We start from the raw sequence: 23,077 nt of genomic DNA, 5'->3' as shown, positions 1-23,077 counted from the left end.
TTTTGGCCGTCAAACCTTGTTTTCGGGGGAATACCTAAAGATACAAAAAAGCCAACTAATTCGCAATAATTTGTGTATGAATTAGTTGGCTAATTTTGTAATATTTAATGAATGTCCCTTAGTAGATGCATAACGGGGTTTTATACAGTGTATTGTCACCTTTATGCTGAGGCATATCGGTATTTTGCCTCTGCCTTTGGAGAGCTGATGCCGCTTGTTTCTTTGCTGCCAACCGGGATATAAAAAGCCCCCTTCACCCGCTGTCCCTTATGGATAAAGGGATGTGGAGGGTGAAGGGGGAATGTGTGTAAACTGAATTCCTGTTCCGTGGAGGTTATTTCACTTCCCAGGTATCATTGGTCATCAGCAGTTCCTCAAAGTTGTGGTACTTTTTCTTGGCGGATACCTCTTCGATTTGTGCATGTACGGCATCATCGTAGGTGGGAGCTTCCACATCGCGGATTACGCCGAGGGCAATCGGGAAGTCAGGGCCTTCCATCAGGGCAAGTTTCAGTTGCAGGGTGTTGTCCTCGCAATGGGCGTCGTGGATAAGAATATCCTTTTCCGTAATGCCGTTCTCGCCGAGCTTCACCACTTTCAGCCCGAAGCCTTCCTGCATCAGTCCGTATTCGTTGTTCTCGCCGAAGAGCATGGGCTTGCCATGTTCCAGATAGATGGCGTGTTTGGCGCGGTCTTCTTTCTTGGCAACGGCATCGTGCGTGCCGTTATTGAAGATGACGCAGTTCTGGAGAATCTCACAGACGCTGGCTCCTTTGTGGTTGTAGGCGGCTTTCAGGATTTCCACCGTTCCGGCTGCATCCGTGGCAACGGCGCGTGCAAAGAAGTGGCCGCGTGCACCGAAGCAGAGTTCTGCCGGATGGAACGGGTCTTCTACCGTACCGTAAGGAGATGATTTGCTGACGAAACCGCGGGGAGACGTCGGGGAGTATTGTCCTTTCGTCAGGCCGTAGATACGGTTGTTCAACAGAATCATGTTCAGGTTGATGTTGCGGCGGTTGGCATGGATAAAGTGGTTGCCGCCGATGGCGAGTCCGTCGCCGTCGCCGCTCACCTGCCATACGGTGAGTTCCGGATTGGCAACCTTGCAACCGGTGGCAATGGCAGCGGCACGTCCGTGAATGGTGTTCATGCCGTAGGTATTCATATAGTGGGGCAGACGGCTGGAACAGCCGATACCTGAGATTACTGCTGTTTTGTAAGGCGGAACGCCGATTTCGGCCATAGCCTTATGCAGGGACGCGAGGAAAAAATGGTCACCGCAACCCGGACACCAGCGGGGTTGCCCTTTCTTGAAGTCTTTTGCTGTATATTCGCACATAGTTCTTTTCTTTTTTAGTTCTTGATAATCTCCTCAAATGCTTGTACTAACTCGTTCACCAGGAAGGGCTGGCCTTTCACCTGATTGAACTGGTAGGGAACGAAACCGTCTACTTTCATGCGCAGGTATCCGGCAAACTGTCCCATGTTCTGCTCGGCCACCACTACTTTCTTGTAGCGCTTCATCACCTCTGCCGTATTCTTGGGCAGCGGATTGATGAACTTGAAGTGGGCGAGGGCCACTTTCTTGCCTGTGGCGCGGAGCTCGTCCATAGCGGCGTGCAGATGGCCGTAAGTGCCGCCGAAGCCGACAATCAGCAGTTCGGCATCGTCCTTGTCGCCTTCCACTTCTACATCGGGCACTTCTATTTTGGCAATTTTCTCGGCACGCAGGCGGGTCATCAGGTCGTGGTTCTCAGGGTCGGTAGAGATGGCGCCTGTCTTGTTGTCTTTCTCCAATCCGCCGAGGATGTGGGTGAAGCCTTCTGTTCCGGGGATGGCCCAGTAGCGGCTGCCGGTCTTTTCATCGCGCTGGTAGGGTGTCCATGAACCCTGCATTTCGGGGCGTACATAAGGCGGAACGATAGCGGGATAATCGGCAAGCTTGGGCAGTTTCCACGCTGCCGAGCCGTTGGCAACGAAAGCATCGGTAAGCAGTACGACGGGGGTCATGTGCTCCAGTGCTATCTTGGATGCCATGTAGGCGCATTCAAAGCAGTCTGTCGGTGAGGTGGCGGCAAGTACGGGCATGGGGCTTTCGCCGTTACGGCCGAAGAGTACTTGCAGCAAGTCGGTCTGCTCGGACTTGGTGGGCAGACCTGTTGCAGGGCCGCCGCGCTGTACATCGAGCACCACCAGCGGCAGTTCCATAATAACAGCCAGGTTCATGGCTTCCGATTTCAGGCAGATACCCGGTCCGGAGGTGGAGGTAACCGCCAATGCTCCGGCAAAGGATGCTCCGACGGCGGAGGCGCAACCGGAAATCTCGTCTTCGCACTGTACGGTCATTACGCCCAGTGACTTGTGCTTGGAAAGTTCGTGCAGCACATCGGTTGCGGGGGTGATGGGGTAAGAACCCAGGTAAAGCTTCAGGCCTGCTTTCTCGGCAGCGGCTATGAAGCCGTAGGCCGTGGCCTTGTTGCCCGTAATGTCCATATAGCGTCCGGGAGTCTTTACTTTGCTTTCAATCTTGTAAGTGTGAGAGGCGGATGCGTGGGTGTTGTGTCCGTAGTCGTATCCGGCGCGGATAACCTTGATATTGGCTTCTGCAATTTCAGGTTTCTTGGCGAATTTCTCGCGGATAAACTCTTCGGCTATCGTCAGGTCGCGGCTGAACAGCCAGCATACCAGTCCCACTGCAAACATGTTGCGGCACTTCAGCATGGATTTGTTATCCATACCCGTGTCGGCAAGGCAGTCTTTCACCATTTGAGAGATAGGAGCGGCAATGACATCCTGTTTGATGCCCATTTCTTCAATGGGGTTGTCCGTCTTGAAAGCGGCCTTTTCCAAATCCGATTTCTGGAATGCGTCCGTATCGATGATAATACATGCGGTAGATTTGGCAAACTTATACTGTGTTTTTAACGCAGCGGCATTCATCGCTACCAGTACATCGCATTTATCACCGGGGGTATAGACTTTGTTTGCACCGATATGTACCTGAAAACCGGATACGCCCGTCAGTGAGCCTTGCGGGGCACGGATGTCTGCCGGATAATCGGGGAATGTACTGATGTCATTACCTACCGTAGCCGAAACTGTTGAAAAGATGTTGCCGGCGAGCTGCATACCGTCGCCGGAGTCTCCGGAGAAGCGGACTACCACTTGCTCCAGTTCTTTGACCATCATGTCGTTTGCCATAACTTACGAATTATTATATGTATTATATAAGGAAACTTATACTTATTTTGTTCAAAGACAAATTTCGTAAAGTTAATCGGATTAACAAAACTTTTTTCGGAAAATCAGCAGAATACATTATCTTTGTACCCGCATTCCATTGCTATATGCAGAATGTATGCAAAAAGGCTCTGTAGTTCAACGGATAGAATAGAAGTTTCCTAAACTTTAGATAGGGGTTCGATTCCCCTCGGAGCTACGAAAGGATGTCTGTTATGATACGGACGTCCTTTTTTTTGTGCGGAACTTCCTGCTGCTGTAGAGGAGTATCCGTAAAATTCTGTAGAAAAGAGAAAGAGGAAACCCCGTCACACCGGGATTTCCTCTTTCTCTTATTTTTATCCTATTTATATAATAGGAATTATTTTGCTTCTTCAACAGCTACTGCCTGTTCTGTATCTTTTTTGTTCTTCATCAGCATGTAAGCGATAGGAGATGCAACGAACAGAGAAGACAGTGTACCGAATACAACACCCAGAATCATGGCGAACGCGAAGCTGCGGATGGAATCACCACCGAGGATGAAGATACACAGCAATACAATCAACGTACTCAGTGAGGTATTGATGGTACGTGCCAGAGTCGTGTTCAGTGAATCGTTGAACAATACTTTCTTGTTGCGTTTCGGATAGAGACCGAAGAACTCGCGTACACGGTCGAAGATTACCACCTTATCGTTGATTGAGTAACCGATAGCCGTCAGGATAGCACCGATAAACGTCTGGTCGATTTCCAAAGAGAACGGCAGGATGCCCCAGAACATGGAGTAGGCGCCCAAAATGATAATCGTGTCGCAGGCCAGTGCACATACGGAACCGATAGAGTAGGCAATGTTGCGGAAACGGAGCAGGATGTACAGACCGATAGCAATCAGTGCCAGTACAACAGACCAGATAGCGGATACCTTGATGTCGTCTGCGATACTCGGACCTACTTTCTGTGAGCTGATGATACTGCCGCCCGTATGGTTCTCACGGTCGATGAAGGTTTCCAGCGTGATATTCTGGGTCAGCAACGGTTTCAGGGTCTCGTACAGGTATGCTTCGATTTCGGAGTCGATGTTGTTACCTTCTTCTTCGATACGGTAGTTGGTACTGATACGTACGGTCTTGCCGTCAGCACCGATAGCGATGACACTGACATTGGCATCGCCGAACTTGCTGGAAATCAATTCGCGTACCTGTTCGGGTTCTACCTTGTTCTCAAACTGTACCTTGAAGTTACGTCCACCGGTGAAGTCGATGCTCTGGCTCAAACCGCGGATGCTGAGGAAGCCGATGCAGACTACAACCGCTACACCTGCCAGCGTCATCCAGAGTTTGTTTCTGCCCATGAAGTCGAAGTGTACATTCGCCATCAGGTTCTTGGAGATTCCCGTAGAGAATGTCAGGTTCAGCAACTTGTCTTTGTTCATGAAGTGTTCGTAGAACAAACGTGTCATGAACACAGCGGTAAAGAATGAAATCAGGATACCGATAATCAGTGTCGTGGCGAAACCGCGGATAGGACCGGTACCGAAGTTGAACAGGATGATACCTGTGATGATAGATGTCAGGTTAGAGTCGAAGATTGCGGAGAAAGCATTGGAGTAACCGTCGGCAAGTGCTTTCTTGACACCTTTACCTGCACGCAACTCTTCTTTGGTACGTTCGTAAATCAATACGTTGGCATCCACAGCCATACCGAGCGACAGTACCATACCGGCAATACCGGACATCGTCAGAGCGGCCTGGAAGGATGAGAGGATACCCAGCGTGAAGAACAAGTTCAATATCAGAGCGCCGTTGGCAACCATACCCGGGATGAAACCGTACATGGAGCACATGTAAATCATCAACAGAATCAATGCCACAACGAATGACATGATACCGGCGTTGATGGATGCTTGTCCCAAAGACGGACCTACGATGTCTTCCTGTACGATGTGGGCAGGAGCCGGCATCTTACCTGATTTCAATACGTTTGCCAAGTCTTTTGCCTGTTCGGGAGTGAAGTGACCGGTGATTTGTGAGTTACCGCCGGTGATTTCCTGATTTACGTTCGGTGCGGAGTATACATAGCCGTCCAGTACAATGGCGATGGCTTTACCTACATTCTGTTTGGTGAGTTGTGCCCAACGGCGTGCACCGTCCGTATTCATAGACATGCTTACGGCAGGTTTGCCATAGTGGTCGAATTCGTCTTTGGCGTTTACAACGACGTCACCTTCCAGCGGAGCGCGTCCGTTACGTTCGGTAGACTTGATGGCGTACAATTCGAAAGTCTGTGCTTTCGGGTCGTATTCAAAAGGAGAAACACCCCACTTCAGGCGCAGGTCTTTCGGCATTTCAGCCTGAATTTCCGGCATGGAGAGGTATTTGTTGATATCAGCGGTATCCTTGTAGTTTGCATAACCTACAACAGGGCCTTGACCGCTGGGATTTACCTGAAGAACTGCCAGCAGCGGATGTTCTTTCTTGATTTGCTCAAGGTCGGCAGCCTGTGCTTTGCTTTCACCTTTCAGTGCTGCGGCAAGGCTGTCGGTAGTGCTGGTAGCTTGCGCTACGGCGGGAGCTTCGGCAGCTACGCTGTCTGTTGCTTCTTCTGTGGTAGCCAGGATTGCACGCAATTTGGCATCAGCCGATTGCAGGTACGAAGCAACGTCTTTTGCGTTGTATGTTTCCCAGAATTCCAGGTTGGCAGAACCTTGTAACAATTTTCTTACACGTTCAGGCTCTTTGATACCCGGAAGCTCCACCATGATACGTCCCATTTTGTCTTCCAGGCTCTGGATGTTGGGCTGAACCACACCAAAGCGGTCGATACGGGTACGGAGTACGTTGAATGAGTTGTCAACGGCTGCCTTTACTTCTTCGCGCAATACTTTTTCAACTTCTGCATCGGAAGATTTCTGGTTTACCTTGTCCTTTAGCTGTTGGGTAGCGAACAGTTGTGAGAGTGAAGCATCCGGAGCGATTCTGTGATACTCTCTGATGAACAACGTGATAACGTCGTCCTGGCTGGTAGTAGCCTGTTTTGCCGCAGTGGCCAGTGCCTGGTTGAATGCTTCGTCAGACTTGTTGTCCGCCAATGCCTTGATGACATCGGGTACCGACACTTCCAGGATGACGTTCATACCACCCTTCAAGTCCAAACCTAAACTGATCTCCATTTCACGACATTGTTTCAGCGTCCAATTGCCGAACCACACTTTCTCGTTTGACAGAGAATCGAGGTAGTCCTGTTCTACTTTCACATCGCCTTTTGCGAACTCTTTAGCCTTATGGGCGTAATGGCGGGTCACAAAAGAGAAGGAGAGATAGAACACACACACCAGTGTGAGCAATATCGCAAAAACCCTTACAAATCCTTTGTTTTGCATGTTACTTTTAGTTTATTATGATTACTTTTTAATTGATTTCTATTGTATATAAGGCTGCAAATATAGCTTTTTTTTCACAATTCTTACTTCATACCGCGATTTTTTAACATCGGCTCTAATTGCGGTTCTGACCCTCTGAAATTCTTGTAGAGTGTCATCGGGTCTTCGCTGTCTCCTTTTTCCAGCACATTGCGGCGGAAAAGGTCGGCGGTTGCCTTGTCGAAAATGCCGTGTTCCTTGAATGCTTCAAAAGCATCGTTGTCCAGCACGTTTGCCCACAGATAGCTGTAATAGCCTGCGGCATAACCGCCTATGATGTGGTTGAAGTAGGTGGTGCGGTAGCGGGGAGCTATTTCGGGGATTAAACCGAGTTGGTCCATAGCTTCTTTTTCATAGGCTACGACATCGATACCTTTCGTATCCGTCAGGTTGTGCAGGTTCATGTCGAGAATAGCGGCTGCCAGCAGCTCGGTGGTCATGAAACCCTGGTTGAAAGTCTTTTGTTTCAGTATCTTTTCGATGAGGCTGTCGGGGATGACTTCGCCGGTCTGGTAATGTCTGGCGTACATCTTCAATACCTTGGGTTCAGTGGCCCAATGTTCGTTGATTTGTGACGGAAGTTCTACGAAATCGCGTACTACATTCGTGCCGGAGACGCCCAGGTAGTTGCATTTGGTCAGCAGTCCGTGCAGTCCGTGACCGAATTCATGGAAAAGGGTTTCCACTTCATCCATTGTGAGCAGGGAGGGGGTATCGCCAACGGGTTTGGTGAAGCTGGCTACGTTGCACACCAACGGACGGATGTCGCCTTTCTGTTCGCGGTAGTTGCTCATCCATGCTCCGCCGCTCTTGCCGGGACGCGGGAAGTAGTCTACGTAGAAGATGCCCAGTTGCGAGCCGTCTGCATCTTTTACCTCGAAGACTTCTACATCGGGATGATAGACAGGGATATTGTTGAGTTTTGTCAGCGTAATGCCATAGAGTTTGTTGGCAACGGCAAAAGCGCCTTCGCGTACGTTCTCCAGTTTGAAGTAGGGTTTGATCTGGTCCTCTTCGAGGTCATATTTTTCTTTGCGGAGCTTCTCGGTATAATACCACCAGTCCCAGGCTTCCAGCTTCTCGCCTTTGCCTTCTTTGTCCATCAGCTTCTGGAGTTCGGCAGCTTCGGCCTTGGCTTTAGGCAGGGCATAATTCCACAGGTTGTTCAGGAACTCCATTACAGTGGCCGAATTCTTTGCCATCGTATTGTCCAGTACGAAGTTGGAATAGCAGTCGAAGCCTAATAGGCGGGCTTTTTCGAGACGCAGACTGACGATGTCGGTAATGATTTTCTTGTTATCGTTCTTGTCGTTGTTGTTGCCGCGGTTGATGTAAGCTTTGTATATTTTCTCGCGCAACGGACGGTTGGCTGAATATTGCAGGAACGGGAGACGGCTGGCGTTGTGCAGCGTAAACAGCCATTTGCCTTCCTGTCCGGCTGCTTTTGCTTCTTCGGCAGCGCTTTGGCGGAACCATTCGGGAAGTCCGGCAAGGTCTTCCTGCTTGTCTACAAAGAGCATGAACTCATTGTTTTCGTTCAGGATATTGTTGCTGAAAGTGATGCCCAGCGTGGAGAGCTGCTTGTTTATCTCGCGCAGGCGGGCTTGCTTTTCGGCAGAAAGATTGGCGCCGGAACGTACGAAATCTTTGTATGTTTTGTCCAGAAGTCTTTGTTGTTCGGTGGTCAGGTTTAACGAATCCTTTTTCTGGTAAACGGCCTGTACTTTATTGAATAGCGCCTGGTTAAGCGATATATTGTCTCCATGTTCGGACAGTACCGGAGCGAGCTTTATGGAAAGTTCGTTCAGGGCGTCACTGGTCTCGGCATCCGTCATGTTGAAGAAGATGGCGCTTACCCGGTTGAGTATGGGTGAACTGTTGTCAAAAGCAACGATTACATTTTCAAAATCCGGCGCTTCGGTATTGTCGACAATAGCCCGGATATTGGCATTTTGCTCTTCTATTCCCTGAAGGAATGCCGGTTCGTAGTGTTCCAGCCTGATTTTGTCGAAAGGCGGAACACCGTTCGGGGTTTGAAACTCGGTGAGGAACGGATTGCTTTCCGTTTGGTTGGCACAGGAGTACATCATACAACTTGCAGCTAAAATTAGAATACTTCTTTTAAACATAAAGTCAGAGTATTAGATAATGAGTAGTTTATTGATAATTTCATCTTGGCAGGGAACGTCATTGCCGTTTGGCTATGTAGCACCATATCGGATAGTGATCGGACTCTCTTATGGAACGGTCTACTGTACAGTTGTACGACCGCAGGTTCTTGCTGATTAATATGTTGTCTATCCTAAAATAGAATTTGTTCTGGTTGTAGGAGATTCCCAGTCCGCGTCCCGACTGGGTGAAAGCGTCATCCAGATTTTGCGCTATGACGCGGTGGGCGTATGAAATGGGAGTGTCGTTGAAATCTCCGCAGACGATGACGGACGGATGCCGGGAAGATGCTATCTCCCGTGCAATGGTGTCTGCCTGCGGGGCGCGGATGGCGGATGCTTCCGCCAGTTTATGCAGCAACAGCCGTGCGCCGCTTTTCACTTTTTCCGTTTCGGGAGCTTTCAATATTTCTTCGTAAATGTCTTTATCGGCCTTTGTCAGTTTGTTGGACTCCAAATGGTTGTTGATAAGGGTAATCGTATCTTCATTCAGTTTGAGTTCATACAGTACGGAACCGTTGTAGCTGCTTGCATAGTCCAGGACACGTGCGGATAGAATGGGAAATCTGGAATAACATGCTATCCTGTTGGTATAGCCGCTGCCGCTGCCTACGACGTTGATACGGCGGTAGGGATAATCTTTCAACTCCCGTTCGATGTCTTTCTGCGTGAGGTGGCGGGGAGATTCGTCGGATGCATATTCCTGCAGGCATAGGATGTCGGCATTGCTCTCTTTCAGATAGGTGAGTATCGGATTCTTCCCGTCTTTTTTGTAAGCACCGTCAAAACCCATAATGTTGTAAGACAGGAGCTTTATGCTGCCTTCGGGAAGCTCGGTGGTGTGAAAATTAAGGGGCAGATAGGTCCGTAGCTGCGAGTAGCATAACAGAAGGCCGGTTAACGGCAGCAAAGCTGTCTTGTATCGTTGTATAACCAGCCAGAAAATCAGAAAGCCGCCGTTGATAAGTGCAAAGACCGGAAAGGTCAGTCCGAGACAGGATTGTACCGGATGCGTTGCCGGTTGGATGTAAGGACTGTATGCCACCAACAGCAAAAGACCCGTGAATAAAGCATTGACCGCTACAATCAGCAGGGCGACAAAATTACCGAAATGCTTCATACATACATTATCGTTTACTTGCATCGAACAAGCTCTTCTTTTCTTCCGTTGTGAGACTTTCATATCCGGACTTCTTCAATTTGTCGAGGATACGGTCTATTTCATCGGATTGAGCTTTTTTTCGGGCGTTATAGTTATAATCTTTCTGTCTTTCGGTTCCATAATGGACCTTCATCTTGGGCTTGCGGGGCTTGAAACTGAACAAGGCAGTGACAGCGTCCAGAGACTTGTTAATCCATGCAGTGATATCCGCGCCTTTGCTAAGGCTGGCTGCAAACCACAGACCTGCCAACGCTCCGCCTAAATGGGCGATATGTCCGCCGGCATTGCTGGAGGTGATGAATAACAGGTCTGTTACGATAACAACCAATGCCAGATATTTCAGGCGTACGGTTCCAAAAAGGAAAAGACGTATCGGGTAGTCAGGTTCCCGATAGGCGGTAGCCGCCACGATAGCGAGTACGGATGCCGATGCTCCCAGCATGAAAGAGTATTCCGTCATCGGACGGAAATAAGGGAAGATGTTGTAGGCGGTCATATAAAGCAGTCCGCCGCAGATTCCGCCTAAGATGTATACTCCCCGTAAGTGTCTGGCAGAGAAAAAGTTCAGGAATAAGGCACCGAACCAATACAGCCAAAGCATATTGAAAAGAATATGCAGGACTCCTGCGTGCATAAACATATACGTCAGGACAGACCAGGGCTGGATGATGAAGCGGGGCAGTGAAGCGGGCAGTTCCAGCCATTCGAACACTCCGCCGAGGCTCCGGTTGAAGAGCTGCAATATGACTCCTGTCAGTGTAGTGAAGATAAATACTCCTACATTGATATAAATCAGTTGGATGTAGATGTTTCCTCTACGGAACGATTCCTTTAAATCAGTTATAATAGTAGCCATTTCCTCTGTCCTTTTTTCTCCAGTACATTATTAGAATGAATCCGAATATCATACCGCCCAAATGTGCAAAGTGCGCCACATTGTCGCCCGGATTGTTGGCAAGTCCCGAGAATAATTCTATCAAGGCATATCCGATAACGAAATATTTGGCTTTGATGGGAAACGGTAGCGGAAAGACGAACATCGGTTGGTTGGGAAACAGCATGCCGAATCCCAGCAAGATGGCATATACGGCCCCGGACGCTCCGACGGTAGTCATCATGTTGAGATATTCTTCCATGGGGATGATGGAATACCCGGTATTGACACTGTCGTATGCGGAAAGTACCGTTTCGTAATGGATGTATTGTACAAGCTCCTGGATAAGCCCTGCACCGATGCCGCATGCGAGGTAGTAGAACAGGAAGCGTTTCGGCCCCCAGACCTGCTCGAGTATACGGCCGAACATCCAAACGGCAAACATGTTGAAGAACAGATGGGTAAATCCGCCGTGCATGAACATATAAGTAATCAACTGTGCTGCATTGAAATCTCCGGCAAGGAAAAAGTGCAGTCCCAGGTAGTTGTTTAAATCAATGCCGTAACTCTGTGCCACAATCGTGCCGAGAAACATCAGTACATTGATGATTAAAAGGTTTTTAGTTACTGTCGGTATAGTATTCATACTCTGTTTTTTTCGCTTTATTTGGCAAAAATACGAATAAATTCTGTTCTATAACAGAAAAAGGAACTCCTATTCTTTCTTTTTCTCTGTTTTCCGCCCTTTTTTTAATGTTTTTATTTGATATTCAGAATTTTTGCTCTATTTTTGTAGGAAGTAGCATTGGAATTTTTCTTTTGTGTAACAATTAATTAATCATTCGTATTATGAATAAGTCAGAACTTATTAGCGCAATGGCAGCTGAAGGCGGTTTGTCAAAGGCCGATTCAAAAAGAGCATTGGATGCATTTATTGCATCGGTAACAAAAGCATTAAAGGCAGGTGATAAAGTCGCATTGGTTGGCTTTGGCACTTTTTCTGTAATGGAGAGAGCCGGACGCATTGGCATCAATCCGGCAACAAAGAAACCTATTCAGATTGAGGCGAAGAAAGTAGCTAAGTTCAAACCGGGTTCGGAATTGACTATCGAATAAAATCAATCATAAATAAAACTTGAGAAAAGGAGGCGCATACAACGTCTCCTTTTTTATGGAATTAAAAATAGTTCGTATCTTTGTACGCAGAAAATACATTTGAATCATGAATATAGAACAGAAGTTGGTAGCGTCCGTAATGAGCGGACTGAAAGCGCTGTACGGTCAGGATGTTCCGGCTGCACAGATACAGTTGCAGAAAACCAAGAAAGAATTTGAGGGACACCTTACCCTGGTCGTTTTCCCTTTTCTCCGTATGTCTAAAAAAGGACCGGAGCAGACCGCACAGGAGATTGGCGAATATCTGCAGGCAAACGAGCCGTCGGTATCGGCATTCAATGTTATCAAGGGCTTTTTGAACCTGACAATCGCTTCTTCGGCATGGATTGAGTTGCTGAATGGAATTCATGCGGATGCAAAGTACGGCATTGTTGCTGCAACCGATAACGCTCCGCTGGTGATGATTGAGTATTCTTCGCCCAATACGAATAAGCCGCTCCATTTGGGACATGTCCGTAATAATCTGTTGGGCAATGCGTTGGCAAATATCATCTCGGCCAATGGCAACAGGGTGGTTAAGACAAATATAGTGAACGACCGCGGTATTCATATCTGTAAGTCTATGTTGGCTTGGCAGAAGTACGGTAACGGTGAAACTCCCGAATCGTCCGGTAAGAAAGGCGACCATTTGATAGGTGACTATTATGTGGCTTTCGACAAGCATTATAAGGCTGAGGTAAAAGAGCTGATGGCGAAGTTCCAGAGTGAAGGCATGAGCGAAGAAGAGTCCAAGGCAAAAGCCGAAGCGGAATCTCCCTTGATGAAAGAAGCGCGTGAGATGCTGGTGAAGTGGGAAGCCGGCGACCCTGAGGTCCGTACTCTGTGGAAGAAGATGAATGATTGGGTATATGCAGGCTTCGATGAAACCTACCGTATGATGGGCGTTACGTTCGACAAGATTTACTACGAGTCGGAAACTTATCTGGAGGGCAAGGAGAAGGTTATGGAAGGTTTGGAGAAAGGCTTCTTCTACCGCAAAGAAGACGGTTCCGTATGGGCCGACCTGACCGGAGAAGGGCTCGACCACAAATTGCTGCTCCGTGCCGACGGCACTTCTGTTTATATGACCCAGGATATAGGTACGGCCAAATTGCGCTTTGCCGATTTCCCCATTGACAAGATGGTTTATGTGGTAGGCAACGAGCAGAACTACCATTTCCAGGTGCTTTCCATTCTGCTTGATAAGCTGGGCTTCGAATGGGGCAAAGGGTTGGTTCACTTCTCCTACGGTATGGTGGAACTGCCCGAAGGTAAGATGAAGAGCCGTGAGGGTACGGTTGTGGATGCCGATGACTTAATGGCTGAAATGATTAATACCGCTAAGGAAACTTCCGGAGAATTGGGCAAGCTGGATGGTCTGACCCAAGAGGAGGCTGATAATATTGCACGCATTGTCGGTTTAGGCGCATTGAAATATTTCATATTGAAGGTGGATGCCCGCAAGAATATGACGTTCAATCCGAAGGAATCCATCGATTTCAATGGTAATACAGGACCTTTCATCCAATATACGTATGCCCGTATCCAGTCGGTTCTCCGTAAAGCGAAAGAAGCAGGTATTTCCGTTCCTGCACAACTTCCGGCCGGTATTGAATTGAGTGAGAAAGAGGAAGGCCTGATACAGATGGTTGCAGACTTTGCCGCTATTGTGAAGCAGGCGGGTGAGGATTATAGCCCTTCTTTGATTGCTAACTATACTTACGACCTCGTGAAGGAATACAACCAGTTCTATCATGACTTCAGCATACTGCGTGAGGAGAATGAGGCTGTGAAGATATTCCGTCTTGCCTTGTCCGAGAATGTAGCCAAGGTGGTACGTTTGGGAATGGGATTGCTTGGCATTGAGGTTCCTGACAGAATGTAATCGAGATATTTTATCATATGAAAAAGCCCTCTTTGCAATTTGCGGAGAGGGCTTTCTTTTTTTATGGCTTCTTTACTTTTTCTTCTTGGCGTATTTGCCGCGTTTGGCTTTCGGTGCATCGGGGTCGCTCTGCAGTTTGATGATTTCCCTGCATGCATCCAGGTTTAAATCCTGCGGGATAATGTCCTTCGGGATTTTGTAGTTGCTGCCTTTATAAGAAATATACGGTCCGTAACGGCCGTTCAATATTTCCAGCTCCGGTTCTTCTTCAAATTTCTTGATATGTTTCTGGGCTTCGGCATCTTTCTTTTCCCGGATGAGCTGAATAGCTTCTGCCAGTGTTATTTCCAGCGGATCTATTGTCTTCGGAAGCGAGGTATACATTCCGTTGTTGTGTACATAAGGCCCGTAGCGGCCGGTTCCTATGGTTACTGTCTTGCCTTCATATTCGCCCAAGGTGCGGGGAAGCTTGAACAGTTCCAAAGCTTCTTCCAGTGTTATTGTCTCAATGGACATATCTTTCTTGAGCTGGGCGAAGCGTGGCTTTTCGTTGTCTCCGGCAGTACCGATTTGTACAACGGGACCGAAACGGCCGATTTTTACGGATACCTGTTTGCCGCTGCCCGGTTCTTCGCCTAAGATACGTTCGCCGGCCTTGTGGGCATTCTTGGTGGCAAGCGTGTTTTCCACGGACGGGTGGAAATCTTTATAGAAATCCTTCAGGATGGCGGTCCACTTCTTTTCTCCTTCGGCTATCTCATCGAACTGCTTTTCAACGCTGGCAGTAAAGTTATAGTCGAGGATGTTGGGGAAATATTCCATCAGGAAATCATTGACTACCGTACCTGTATCGGTAGGCATCAATTTGGCTTTTTCGGCTCCTGTAATTTCTGTTTGCGTAACGTCCGTAATCTTGCTGTCCTGCAACGAAAGTATGTTGTAAGAGCGCTCTTCCCCGCTCTTTTCGCCTTTCTCCACATAGCCGCGTTGCTGTATGGTTGAAATGGTAGGGGCGTATGTGGAAGGACGGCCGATACCCAGCTCTTCCAATTTGCGTACAAGGCTGGCTTCGGTGTAACGGGGCGGATGTTGCGTGAAGCGTTCCGTAGCAATAATGCTCTGGTGATGCAAGACTTGTCCTTTCTTCAAAGGGGGCAGCAGACGGGTTTCATCCTCCTGCTCCGTGTCTTCGTCGATGGACTCGCGATACACGTGGAGGAAACCGTCGAATTTTACAACCTCTCCGGTTGCATTGAACGTATCCGCTTCGTTGCTGATACCGATGCTTACGGTCGTTTTCTCAACTTCCGCATCTGCCATTTGAGAGGCTATCGTGCGCTTCCATATCAGGTCGTACAGTTTTCTTTCCTGCGGCGTACCTTCTATCTTGGCATTTTCCATATACGTAGGGCGAATGGCTTCGTGAGCCTCTTGAGCGCCTTTGGTTTTGGTGGCGAAATGACGCGGATATACATAGCGCTCTCCCATCATGTCGGCAATGACCGCTTTGCTGTTGTCGACCGCCAGTTCGGACAGGTTGACGGAGTCGGTACGCATATAGGTTATCTTTCCCGATTCGTACAACCGCTGGGCTACCATCATGGTCTGTGCTACTGTAAATCCTAATTTGCGGGCAGCTTCCTGCTGCAAGGTAGATGTAGTGAAAGGAGCGGCAGGGCTTTTTTTCAGCGGGCGGGTGGAAATGTCATGGATGGTGAAAGAGGCTGACCGGCAGCTTTCCAGAAATTTTTGAGCTTCGGCTTTGGTCTTGATACGGCGCGACAGCTCGGCTTTCATTTCCACCGGTTTGCCGTCGGCATCGGGCACGAGGAATACGGCGGTCACCCGATACGATGCTTCCGATTGGAAAGCCTGTATCTCGCGCTCGCGTTCTACGATAAGGCGGACAGCTACCGATTGTACACGCCCGGCAGAGAGTGCGGGTTTCACTTTTTTCCACAATACGGGTGAAAGTTCAAAACCTACGATACGGTCTAGGATACGGCGTGCCTGTTGGGCATCTACCAGATTGATGTCGATATTGCGCGGTTGCTCGATGGCTTTCAGAATGGCGCTTTGGGTAATTTCGTGGAAAACGATACGCTTGGTATGCTCCGGTTGCAGTTTCAGCACTTCGTATAAATGCCATGCAATCGCTTCTCCCTCGCGGTCCTCATCGGATGCCAGCCATACGGTTTCCGCTTCCTTGGCTTCAGCTTTCAACTCTTCTACAACCTTTTTCTTATCTCCAGGAATTTCATAATGCGGTTTGAAATCTTTATCAATATCAATACTGAACTCTTTTTTCTTCAAATCGCGTATATGACCGTAGCTGGAAAGGACTTTATAGTCTTTCCCGAGGAATTTCTCGATAGTCTTAGCTTTTGCCGGAGACTCGACAATGACAAGGTTTTTCTGCATAAATTTCTGTTTTATAGTGACTCCAGCCACTAATTTGCCCGCAAAAGTAGAAAAAAACAAACTTTCCACCTTATAATATAAGGAGAATTTAGCAAAAATGACCTATTTTGTTGGTTATATCTTTGATTTTGGCTATTAGAATTTAAAACTTACACCTCCGGTAAAGTTGATGCCTTCGGTGGGGTATCCCCAATAATATTGATAATCCTGGTTTAATAAATTGTTTATGCGGGCGTAAACGGATATGCCTTTAAAGAATTCGTAGCTGCCGCCGGCATAGAGGTTGTTGACCGCATCGACTTTGTTTCCCTCCACCTTCTCGCGCGAAATATGCCTGTAGCCGAGGTTAAGCAGTAAAGCGGATACGGGATGCACATCTATGTGCAAATCAGCTTCAAAGGCCGGTTTATAAACGAGGGAATAGGCGCCGGTATTGGACTGGCTGTCGTCCTTTGCATCCCAATTGCGGTAAACTCCGGTAGCGGAGAATGAAAATATGTTCTTATAGCCGTAGCGTATCTCGGCGCCGGCATAGATGTTGCTTGTGTTCCATTGGCCGATGGAAAGCATCGGACTGTACTCATTGGCAGCGGATTCGAAATCTGCCGGTTGGAAAAACAAATCATCCTTTAAGTTCTGATATCCGCCGTACAGATTCAGCCATAAGCCGATTGCCGGACTGGCTTTGAAGCCGATGGCGGCATTTATTTGTTCGTAAGTGGCATCCGGTTGTGAAGAAACCTGTCCGTATGGGCAGAATGCCTCTAAACGGCGGAAGTCATTTTGCAGTCTCCCGCCTTTGGTCTGTGCATAGAGGATATAACTGTCCGAGAAGTTGTATTCCACTGCTACATCGGGGGCTGCCCGGAATTTCTTTCCGAAACCGAAGCCCATGTCCACCAGGGCGCCGATACGTATTTTCCAATCATCGTTTTCCAGGCGGTAATGCGGGTTCAGACTAAGGGATGTGTAGTTCTCAAAATGATTGTTCTTGTACAGCACATTGTCCATTGCAAAGCCGATGCCTACGGTCTGTTCGTCTGATATGCCGCCTGTGACCAGTGCTTTGGTGCGGACGATGTATTCCCGGCTGTTCAAGAAACCGGAATCGTATTGACGTTCGTAAAGCATCAGGTTTGTTTCGGCACTGAACCGGAGGGGCAGTTCCGTATCCGTGGATTTCACTCCGAAATGAATGTCACCGGAAATGAACTTCTGTTTTCTGACGGCTGCATCGGGCAGGAAATTGAAGTTGCTCAATCCGAAGTTGCCCGCAACGTTCAGGTCTGCTTTCCTGAAGCGGTGCACATAATCCATATTGGCATGAGTGCGATAGTAGTAGGAATTCCATTTGCCGTCATTATCGGGTAAATCGAGTTTGCCGTCCATGCCGTTCATCCGGAAATTCAGGTTGAGGCGGTCGCGGCCGGACAATGTGAACAGATAGCCGGCGCGTGCGTCCAGATTGCCGTAGTTGCCATAACCCAAACGGATATATCCGGGATGTGTTTTGGCTTGCGTCTCCTTGCCGGTATATGCCTGCATGACAGTTGCGGGTATGGTGTTGGCAGGCACGAGAGTTACATCGTATTCCACAGCCTTTTTATTGGCAGTCGGCGCTTCCACTTGGGGGAGCACGTTTATTTTGGACGCATCCGGAATATCGGGGGTATATTCCTGTTCCACAACAACCGTACGGTTTACGGTGGAGTCTTTGGCCTGTTGCTGGGCATGGATGCCCAGAGGTAGGGTTATCAGCGTTATTCCGCTGAGGATATATTGTATTTTTCTCATATTCATTGCATTCTTTTATTTCAGCTTTTCCAGTCTTTCTTGAATCATACGCTCGATATCATCATCGGCATGATAGTTTTGTTGCAAGCTCAGCAGGTATTGGCGTGCATCCAGTTTCTTATCCATAGCGACATATACATCGGACAGAAGGATAAAGCTGCGTGCCAGCCAGTAGGCGTGCGGGGTGCTCTGGTCGATGAAGTTCAATATTTCCTTTTCGGCTGCGGCATACTCACCGGCATTGTACATCAACTGTGCCGACAGATACTTGGCTTCCGCACCGTATAATGTACGGGTGTCTTTTGCCAGAAGCTTCAGGTCGTCTGCCGCCTTTTTCACCGCTTTCTGGTTCAGATAGGCTTTGGCGCGGTAGTATAAGGCTTCATTTTGCAGTTCGGGAGCCAGTTTGGCTTCGGCCAGTAAAGCGGTTGCGGCCTGAATCACTTCTATGTCATCCTTCAAGAGCACGCCGCATCGCAATACGCCGGTGACACCCAGCTGCCGGCGTTCGGCGGTTGTGGCGCGGGCTTGCAGTTGCTTGTAGTCTGCCAGAGCCTGTTTGTACTCCTTGCGGTTGAACAGGATTTCTCCGTGCATCAGCAAGGCCTCTTCCGAATACGGGCTGTCCGGATACTCCAACAGTTTGCCGGTATGCTCCAATACGCCGGTTTCGTCTTTCTGCTCTTTTCCGATGAGGCTCAGATAGTAATGCGCGTTCAGGCTGAAAGCTCCGTTCGGATAGCTTTGCAGGTAACGGGTGAAGCTTTCCCTTGCAGGGATGATTTCCCCTTTCATATACACCTTTTCCGCGGCAATATAGGTCAGCGAATCCTGCTCGCTGGGTTCGAAGCGGATAGCACCCGGCATTTGGGCGGCAAGCGCAGCAAACTCATCCACGCGGTTGGCTTCCACATAAATGGATTTCAAATCGCGCATGGCAAGACGTGCTTCTTCGCTGCCCGGATATTGGGTGATAACGTATTTATAGGCTTCGATGGCGCGGTTGTAATCATCATTCTGATAGTACAGCAGTCCGATTTCGGCGGCAGCCTTACGACTGACGGGGCTTTCGGGATATTTGTTCAGCAGTTCCCGGAAGGTTGCGATGGCCTGACTGTTATTGCGGCCCTGCACATACGAACGGCCTTTTTCGTAAAGTGCACTGACGGCATAGGGCGAATTCGGATATTTGTCGGCCAGCCGGTTCAGCAGCGTAATCTTTCCATCGTAGTCCTTTTGCAGACCCGAAACCAGAGCCAGTTGATAGTAGGAGTAGTCACCGGCGGGCGTGCCCAGATTTTCTGCCCGGGTATAGTACTGTTTGGCTTCGTCGAAGCGGCGGACCTGCATGTAGCAGTCGCCAACACGGTTGTACGCATCGGCAAGAACGGTTGCGTCTCCGGCCTTTCTCAGTTGGATGAATTTCAGGAAACGGTCTTGCGCCGTTGCATAATCTTTCTTATGGAAAGCTATGTATGCCAGATTGTAGTAGGCAAGGGCATACATTTCCGTATTCTTCTGTGGGGTAAGGGACAGATAATCGTTAAAATTACGGGCGGCTTCCTGCATGCGGTTCAGCCGGTAATAGGATTCACCCCGCCAATAAAGGGCATCGGCCTTTGTTTGCAGGTTATACCCGCCTAAGGCAATACTTTGGTTGAAACAGCCGATTGCCTGCTCAAACTGCGTATTGGCAAAGGATTGGGTACCCAACTGGAACAGAATCTTCTGCTTGGCTTCCAAAATGGCCCTGCCGGGATGCGTAATGCGTTCAATGGACTTGAGTGCGGCGTCGTAGCTGCGCGTGTTCATATACACCTCTACCAGGTAGCTGCTTACTTTATCGGCGTATGCGGAGTTGGGAAATTCATTCAGGAAGTTCTCGAATACCGTAACCGACTCGCCGAAAGCAGAGTAGGATGTTTCGTGAATGCAGAGAGCGTTATTGTAGGATGCCTGTTCCTTGATTTTCAAATCGGCATCGGATGCAGCGGCCTGTTCAAATGCCATACGCGCCTTGTTCTTGTCGGCAAGCTGCAAGTAAGCCAATCCCATGTGCAGATATGCGTTTTGTGTAAGCGCATCTTTGTTTGCGGTCACCTCGCCCAGGGTAACCGGAACTTGCGAGTAGACACCCGTCCGGTAGTAGGACATTCCCAGCATATAAAGCGCATCTCTTCTTGGGGCAGGCTCCGCGTTGTCTTTCAGATAGCTGCCGAAAGCTTTTATTGCTTCATGGTACTTGCCGAAATGATAATCGGCTGTACCTTGTATGCGGTACATCTCTCCCGTATATTTCTGGTTGGGGTAAGCGGAGAGATAGTTTTGCGCAACAATTTCCGCTTTGTCATAATTCTTTTTAATCAGATATATTTCCGCGATGTAATAAGGTACGAGCGCCTCGTATTTTGCATTGTCCTGCAGGCTGAGGAAGCCGCTGAGGGCATCGTCGTACCGTTGCTGTGAGTAGCGGATATATGCAAGGTAATACGTACAGTCTGCTGTATATCTGGAACCGGTGCTTCGCAATGTCTCGAACCAGATGGCGGCTTCTTTCACATTTCCGGTTTTCAGGTAACAGGTTGCCAGGCGGTAGGTCATGTCATCCCGTTCTTCATTGCTCAGGAGGTCGAGCCGGGAGGAGTTGAACATGGCGAGTGCATCGTCATATTTTCCCTCGAAGAAATAGGCGGACGCTATGAGGGCGCAGATACGGTTGGCGTGGGGAGTGTCGGGATACGCATCGAGATACTCCCGCAACAACTCTATGCTATTGGGGTTTCTCAGTTCATATTCGGCGCATACCAGCATGTATTCGGCTTCTTCTTTGTTGCCGGCAGCGGATACCGGGGCGCCTTCCGCATCGGTTTGTTTTATAAAAGCCTGTAGGGGAGGCATGGCTGCGGCAAATGCCTTTTGCCGGAACAGACTTTCTCCTTCCTCATACAGCCGTTGCGGCGAAGTGATTTTCCCGCCCGTCTGTGCCGTGGCGAGCAAAGGTGCGCAGCAAAGCGCGGTGCATACTATGCGATAAATTTTATGTTTCATCTTCGGTGGTTATAGAATAGGGCTTTTTTACAAAAATACGGGTTTTGGTTTGAATATGTTCCACTTGTTTGGCTTTTTTAGGATATACCCGCCAGGAACATTTGCAGACCTTTGCGGATGGAGCCCAGCCCGAAATCTTCCGGGTGGATGTCCTTCAGCGGAAGGAAGAAGACTTCCGCCGCATCGTCCATTGCTTCGAAATGCAGGGTATCGGCTACCGTACAGCGGAAAAACAGGTCCAGCGTATGTACGGGAAATCCCGAATAGATATAGATGTTCGGTAATGAAAACAGGTATTCGGCTTGTGTCACTGTCATTCCCGTCTCTTCTTTCACTTCGCGCGCAACGCCTTCTTCACCGGTTTCCGCCATGTCTATGAAGCCGCCCGGTAAATCGAGTGTCCCTTTGGCCGGTTCTTTGGCGCGGCGGCACACCAGTAACTCGTTCCGTCCGTTCAATATCAGGGCGACGGTAGCGGCGGCAGAGTTGAAATAGTAGACAAAACCGCAATCCTTGCATTGTTTTGATTTTTCATTATGAATTTCGAAATGCTCCGAGCCGCATTTCGGACAATATCTGAATTGAGAAAGAGGATGTTCCATATTTTAAAGCTTTACGGGTTGCAGTAGGCAAAGATAGTAAAATCTATTCATATAAAAAGGCCGCACCGTATGATACTCTATTTCATACGATGCAGCCTCAGTTATAGACAGGTTGTTTTTTTAAGTCAGCCTGCAGGTTTTATCCCAGCGGATTTTCTTCCTCTCCGCCATTGCCACTGCCACTGCCGCCGTTACTGCCGCCACCTGTAGCAATCTCCTCGCCGTTGGTCGAGATACGCGTTATTCCGGCGCTCTTTACCATATCTTTCAGCTTTTTTCCCGGAGTGAGGATCAGTTTCTGCCGGTAGATGCTGTCGGCGGTTACATCTTTTGCCTCGCTCTGGCTTTTGCAGTTCAGTCCCGGGCGGATAGTGCCGAAATCTCCTAATTTCACGGTCGCTCCGAGACTGACGTAAGTGCTGAGCGCATCAATCAGTCCGTCCATAACCATTTTTACAACGCCGCGCGGAGCCATACCCTCCTTCGTAACCTGGTCGCACAGTCTGTCGTAGCTGATTTCTCCAATGGAGAACGAAGCGGCTACATACTTTTCCGACTTACTTTCATCGAAACCGAAAACTCTCTTTTTAACTACATAACGGAATGCCATAATCTTTTTTGTTTTAGATGGTTGTTACTTCGAAATCATATATCTTTGTGATCACAGTGCGAAGTTACAACATGCCGGAACGGACGGGTGCTTTAAAAGCGCTTTCGGTACTTTCCCTGTGCTCGGAAAACCCTATAAATGGTTGCTTAATATTTTGGTTTACAGCTGATTGAAACTTTTTTAAAATATTTTGGAAATATCGTAAAAGAATCGCTTCATGGAGAATTTTGCCGCTATAGATTTTGAAACGGCCAATGAACAGCGCACCAGTGTATGCAGTGTCGGTGTAGTCATTGTGCGGAATGGAGAAATTGCAGACAGCTATTACAGTCTGATTCGTCCCGAACCGGAGTATTATACTTATTGGAATACCCGTGTGCACGGTCTGACCCTGGCGGATACGTCCCGGTCGCCTGTCTTTCCGGCCGTATGGCAGGAAATTGCACCACGCATCGAGGGACTGACGTTAGTGGCGCATAATAAAGCGTTCGATGAGAGTTGCCTGAAAGCGGTATTCCGCATGTACGGCATGGATTATCCCGATTATGATTTCCGTTGTACTTTGCAGGCATCACGCCGTGCCATTAAGGGACTGCCCGATTATCGGCTGCATACGGTAGCGGCATGGTGCGGTTACCGGTTAGAGCAACATCACCATGCGCTGGCCGATGCAGAAGCCTGTGCCTGGATAGCCAGGCAGATTATTTAGAATATACGT

At 48.7% G+C, this 23,077-nt stretch carries 15 protein-coding genes and 1 tRNA gene; 4 read left to right on the top strand and 12 right to left on the bottom strand.

Annotation, left to right across the window (positions count from 1 at the left end; translation table 11 throughout):
* Positions 1–334 precede the first annotated feature (334 nt).
* Both H8S52_RS14570 and H8S52_RS14565 read right to left on the bottom strand, forming a co-directional pair.
* Positions 335–1,339 (bottom strand): 2-oxoacid:ferredoxin oxidoreductase subunit beta, encoded by a 1,005-nt coding sequence (locus H8S52_RS14570; protein WP_005655503.1) that lies wholly within the window; start codon positions 1,337–1,339, stop codon positions 335–337.
* 14 nt (positions 1,340–1,353) lie between these two features.
* A complete protein-coding gene (locus tag H8S52_RS14565) occupies positions 1,354–3,201 on the bottom strand; it encodes a 2-oxoacid:acceptor oxidoreductase subunit alpha (protein ID WP_016660870.1) in 1,848 nt (615 codons plus the stop codon).
* Positions 3,202–3,367: 166 nt separating this feature from the next.
* On the opposite strand from H8S52_RS14565, the gene H8S52_RS14560 reads away from it, so the two are divergent.
* Positions 3,368–3,439, top strand: a tRNA-Arg gene (locus H8S52_RS14560).
* Positions 3,440–3,601: 162 nt separating this feature from the next.
* Here the strand turns inward: H8S52_RS14560 and secDF are convergent.
* The 5 genes from secDF to H8S52_RS14535 all read right to left on the bottom strand — a co-directional run bounded on the left by secDF (position 3,602) and on the right by H8S52_RS14535 (position 11,490).
* Complete coding sequence (gene secDF / locus H8S52_RS14555; RefSeq protein WP_186910099.1) at positions 3,602–6,601, bottom strand: protein translocase subunit SecDF; 3,000 nt, start codon at positions 6,599–6,601, stop codon at positions 3,602–3,604.
* Between the two features lie 83 nt (positions 6,602–6,684).
* Positions 6,685–8,769, bottom strand: coding sequence for a M3 family metallopeptidase (locus H8S52_RS14550; protein ID WP_186910098.1), 2,085 nt, complete (start codon positions 8,767–8,769; stop codon positions 6,685–6,687).
* A gap of 58 nt (positions 8,770–8,827) precedes the next feature.
* Positions 8,828–9,928 (bottom strand): endonuclease/exonuclease/phosphatase family protein, encoded by a 1,101-nt coding sequence (locus tag H8S52_RS14545; RefSeq protein ID WP_022104142.1) that lies wholly within the window; start codon positions 9,926–9,928, stop codon positions 8,828–8,830.
* Positions 9,929–9,935: 7 nt separating this feature from the next.
* Entirely contained in the window at positions 9,936–10,826 is an 891-nt protein-coding gene (locus tag H8S52_RS14540; protein WP_117665888.1) for a rhomboid family intramembrane serine protease, read from the bottom strand.
* Complete coding sequence (locus H8S52_RS14535) at positions 10,807–11,490, bottom strand: rhomboid family intramembrane serine protease (protein WP_005655379.1); 684 nt, start codon at positions 11,488–11,490, stop codon at positions 10,807–10,809. The genes H8S52_RS14540 and H8S52_RS14535 overlap by 20 nt, the downstream gene beginning before the upstream one ends.
* Positions 11,491–11,693: 203 nt before the next feature.
* Between H8S52_RS14535 and H8S52_RS14530 the strand changes: the two genes are divergently transcribed.
* Positions 11,694–11,960: an HU family DNA-binding protein gene (locus H8S52_RS14530; RefSeq protein WP_005655377.1), complete on the top strand. Its 267-nt coding sequence runs from the start codon at positions 11,694–11,696 to the stop codon at positions 11,958–11,960.
* A 106-nt stretch (positions 11,961–12,066) separates the two neighbouring features.
* A complete protein-coding gene (argS, locus tag H8S52_RS14525) occupies positions 12,067–13,884 on the top strand; it encodes an arginine--tRNA ligase (protein WP_117985591.1) in 1,818 nt (605 codons plus the stop codon).
* Between the two features lie 72 nt (positions 13,885–13,956).
* Here argS and topA read toward each other — a convergent pair whose 3' ends face one another.
* The 5 genes from topA to H8S52_RS14500 form a co-directional block, all read right to left on the bottom strand.
* Complete coding sequence (gene topA, locus H8S52_RS14520; protein ID WP_117741929.1) at positions 13,957–16,305, bottom strand: type I DNA topoisomerase; 2,349 nt, start codon at positions 16,303–16,305, stop codon at positions 13,957–13,959.
* Between the two features lie 135 nt (positions 16,306–16,440).
* Positions 16,441–18,105, bottom strand: a complete 1,665-nt coding sequence (locus tag H8S52_RS14515; protein ID WP_186910097.1) for a TonB-dependent receptor — start codon at positions 18,103–18,105, stop codon at positions 16,441–16,443.
* A gap of 9 nt (positions 18,106–18,114) precedes the next feature.
* Positions 18,115–21,147, bottom strand: coding sequence for a tetratricopeptide repeat protein (locus tag H8S52_RS14510; RefSeq protein ID WP_186910096.1), 3,033 nt, complete (start codon positions 21,145–21,147; stop codon positions 18,115–18,117).
* A gap of 77 nt (positions 21,148–21,224) precedes the next feature.
* Positions 21,225–21,749, bottom strand: coding sequence for an NUDIX domain-containing protein (locus H8S52_RS14505; RefSeq protein WP_117907652.1), 525 nt, complete (start codon positions 21,747–21,749; stop codon positions 21,225–21,227).
* Positions 21,750–21,888: 139 nt separating this feature from the next.
* Positions 21,889–22,359 carry a DNA-binding protein gene (locus H8S52_RS14500; RefSeq protein ID WP_186910095.1) on the bottom strand — a complete coding sequence of 157 codons (471 nt, stop codon included), beginning with the start codon at positions 22,357–22,359 and terminating at the stop codon, positions 21,889–21,891.
* A 217-nt stretch (positions 22,360–22,576) separates the two neighbouring features.
* On the opposite strand from H8S52_RS14500, the gene H8S52_RS14495 reads away from it, so the two are divergent.
* On the top strand, positions 22,577–23,068 hold the full coding sequence (locus H8S52_RS14495) for a 3'-5' exonuclease (RefSeq protein ID WP_117984461.1): 492 nt from the start codon (positions 22,577–22,579) through the stop codon (positions 23,066–23,068).
* Positions 23,069–23,077: the final 9 nt, after the last annotated feature.

It is taken from the genome of Bacteroides sp. NSJ-48, assembly GCF_014287405.1.
Lineage (GTDB): Bacteria > Bacteroidota > Bacteroidia > Bacteroidales > Bacteroidaceae > Bacteroides > Bacteroides stercoris.
This window is presented reverse-complemented; position numbering and strand designations above follow the sequence as displayed.

Coding starts and splice junctions, on each gene's coding strand:
- secDF (WP_186910099.1), bottom strand. CDS start 6,601: ATGCAAAACAAAGGATTTGTAAGGGTTTTTGCGATATTGCTCACACTG.
- H8S52_RS14550 (WP_186910098.1), bottom strand. CDS start 8,769: ATGTTTAAAAGAAGTATTCTAATTTTAGCTGCAAGTTGTATGATGTAC.
- H8S52_RS14505 (WP_117907652.1), bottom strand. CDS start 21,749: ATGGAACATCCTCTTTCTCAATTCAGATATTGTCCGAAATGCGGCTCG.
- H8S52_RS14565 (WP_016660870.1), bottom strand. CDS start 3,201: ATGGCAAACGACATGATGGTCAAAGAACTGGAGCAAGTGGTAGTCCGC.
- H8S52_RS14500 (WP_186910095.1), bottom strand. CDS start 22,359: ATGGCATTCCGTTATGTAGTTAAAAAGAGAGTTTTCGGTTTCGATGAA.
- argS (WP_117985591.1), top strand. CDS start 12,067: ATGAATATAGAACAGAAGTTGGTAGCGTCCGTAATGAGCGGACTGAAA.
- H8S52_RS14530 (WP_005655377.1), top strand. CDS start 11,694: ATGAATAAGTCAGAACTTATTAGCGCAATGGCAGCTGAAGGCGGTTTG.
- H8S52_RS14535 (WP_005655379.1), bottom strand. CDS start 11,490: ATGAATACTATACCGACAGTAACTAAAAACCTTTTAATCATCAATGTA.
- H8S52_RS14570 (WP_005655503.1), bottom strand. CDS start 1,339: ATGTGCGAATATACAGCAAAAGACTTCAAGAAAGGGCAACCCCGCTGG.
- H8S52_RS14540 (WP_117665888.1), bottom strand. CDS start 10,826: ATGGCTACTATTATAACTGATTTAAAGGAATCGTTCCGTAGAGGAAAC.
- H8S52_RS14515 (WP_186910097.1), bottom strand. CDS start 18,105: ATGAATATGAGAAAAATACAATATATCCTCAGCGGAATAACGCTGATA.
- H8S52_RS14545 (WP_022104142.1), bottom strand. CDS start 9,928: ATGAAGCATTTCGGTAATTTTGTCGCCCTGCTGATTGTAGCGGTCAAT.
- topA (WP_117741929.1), bottom strand. CDS start 16,305: ATGCAGAAAAACCTTGTCATTGTCGAGTCTCCGGCAAAAGCTAAGACT.
- H8S52_RS14510 (WP_186910096.1), bottom strand. CDS start 21,147: ATGAAACATAAAATTTATCGCATAGTATGCACCGCGCTTTGCTGCGCA.
- H8S52_RS14495 (WP_117984461.1), top strand. CDS start 22,577: ATGGAGAATTTTGCCGCTATAGATTTTGAAACGGCCAATGAACAGCGC.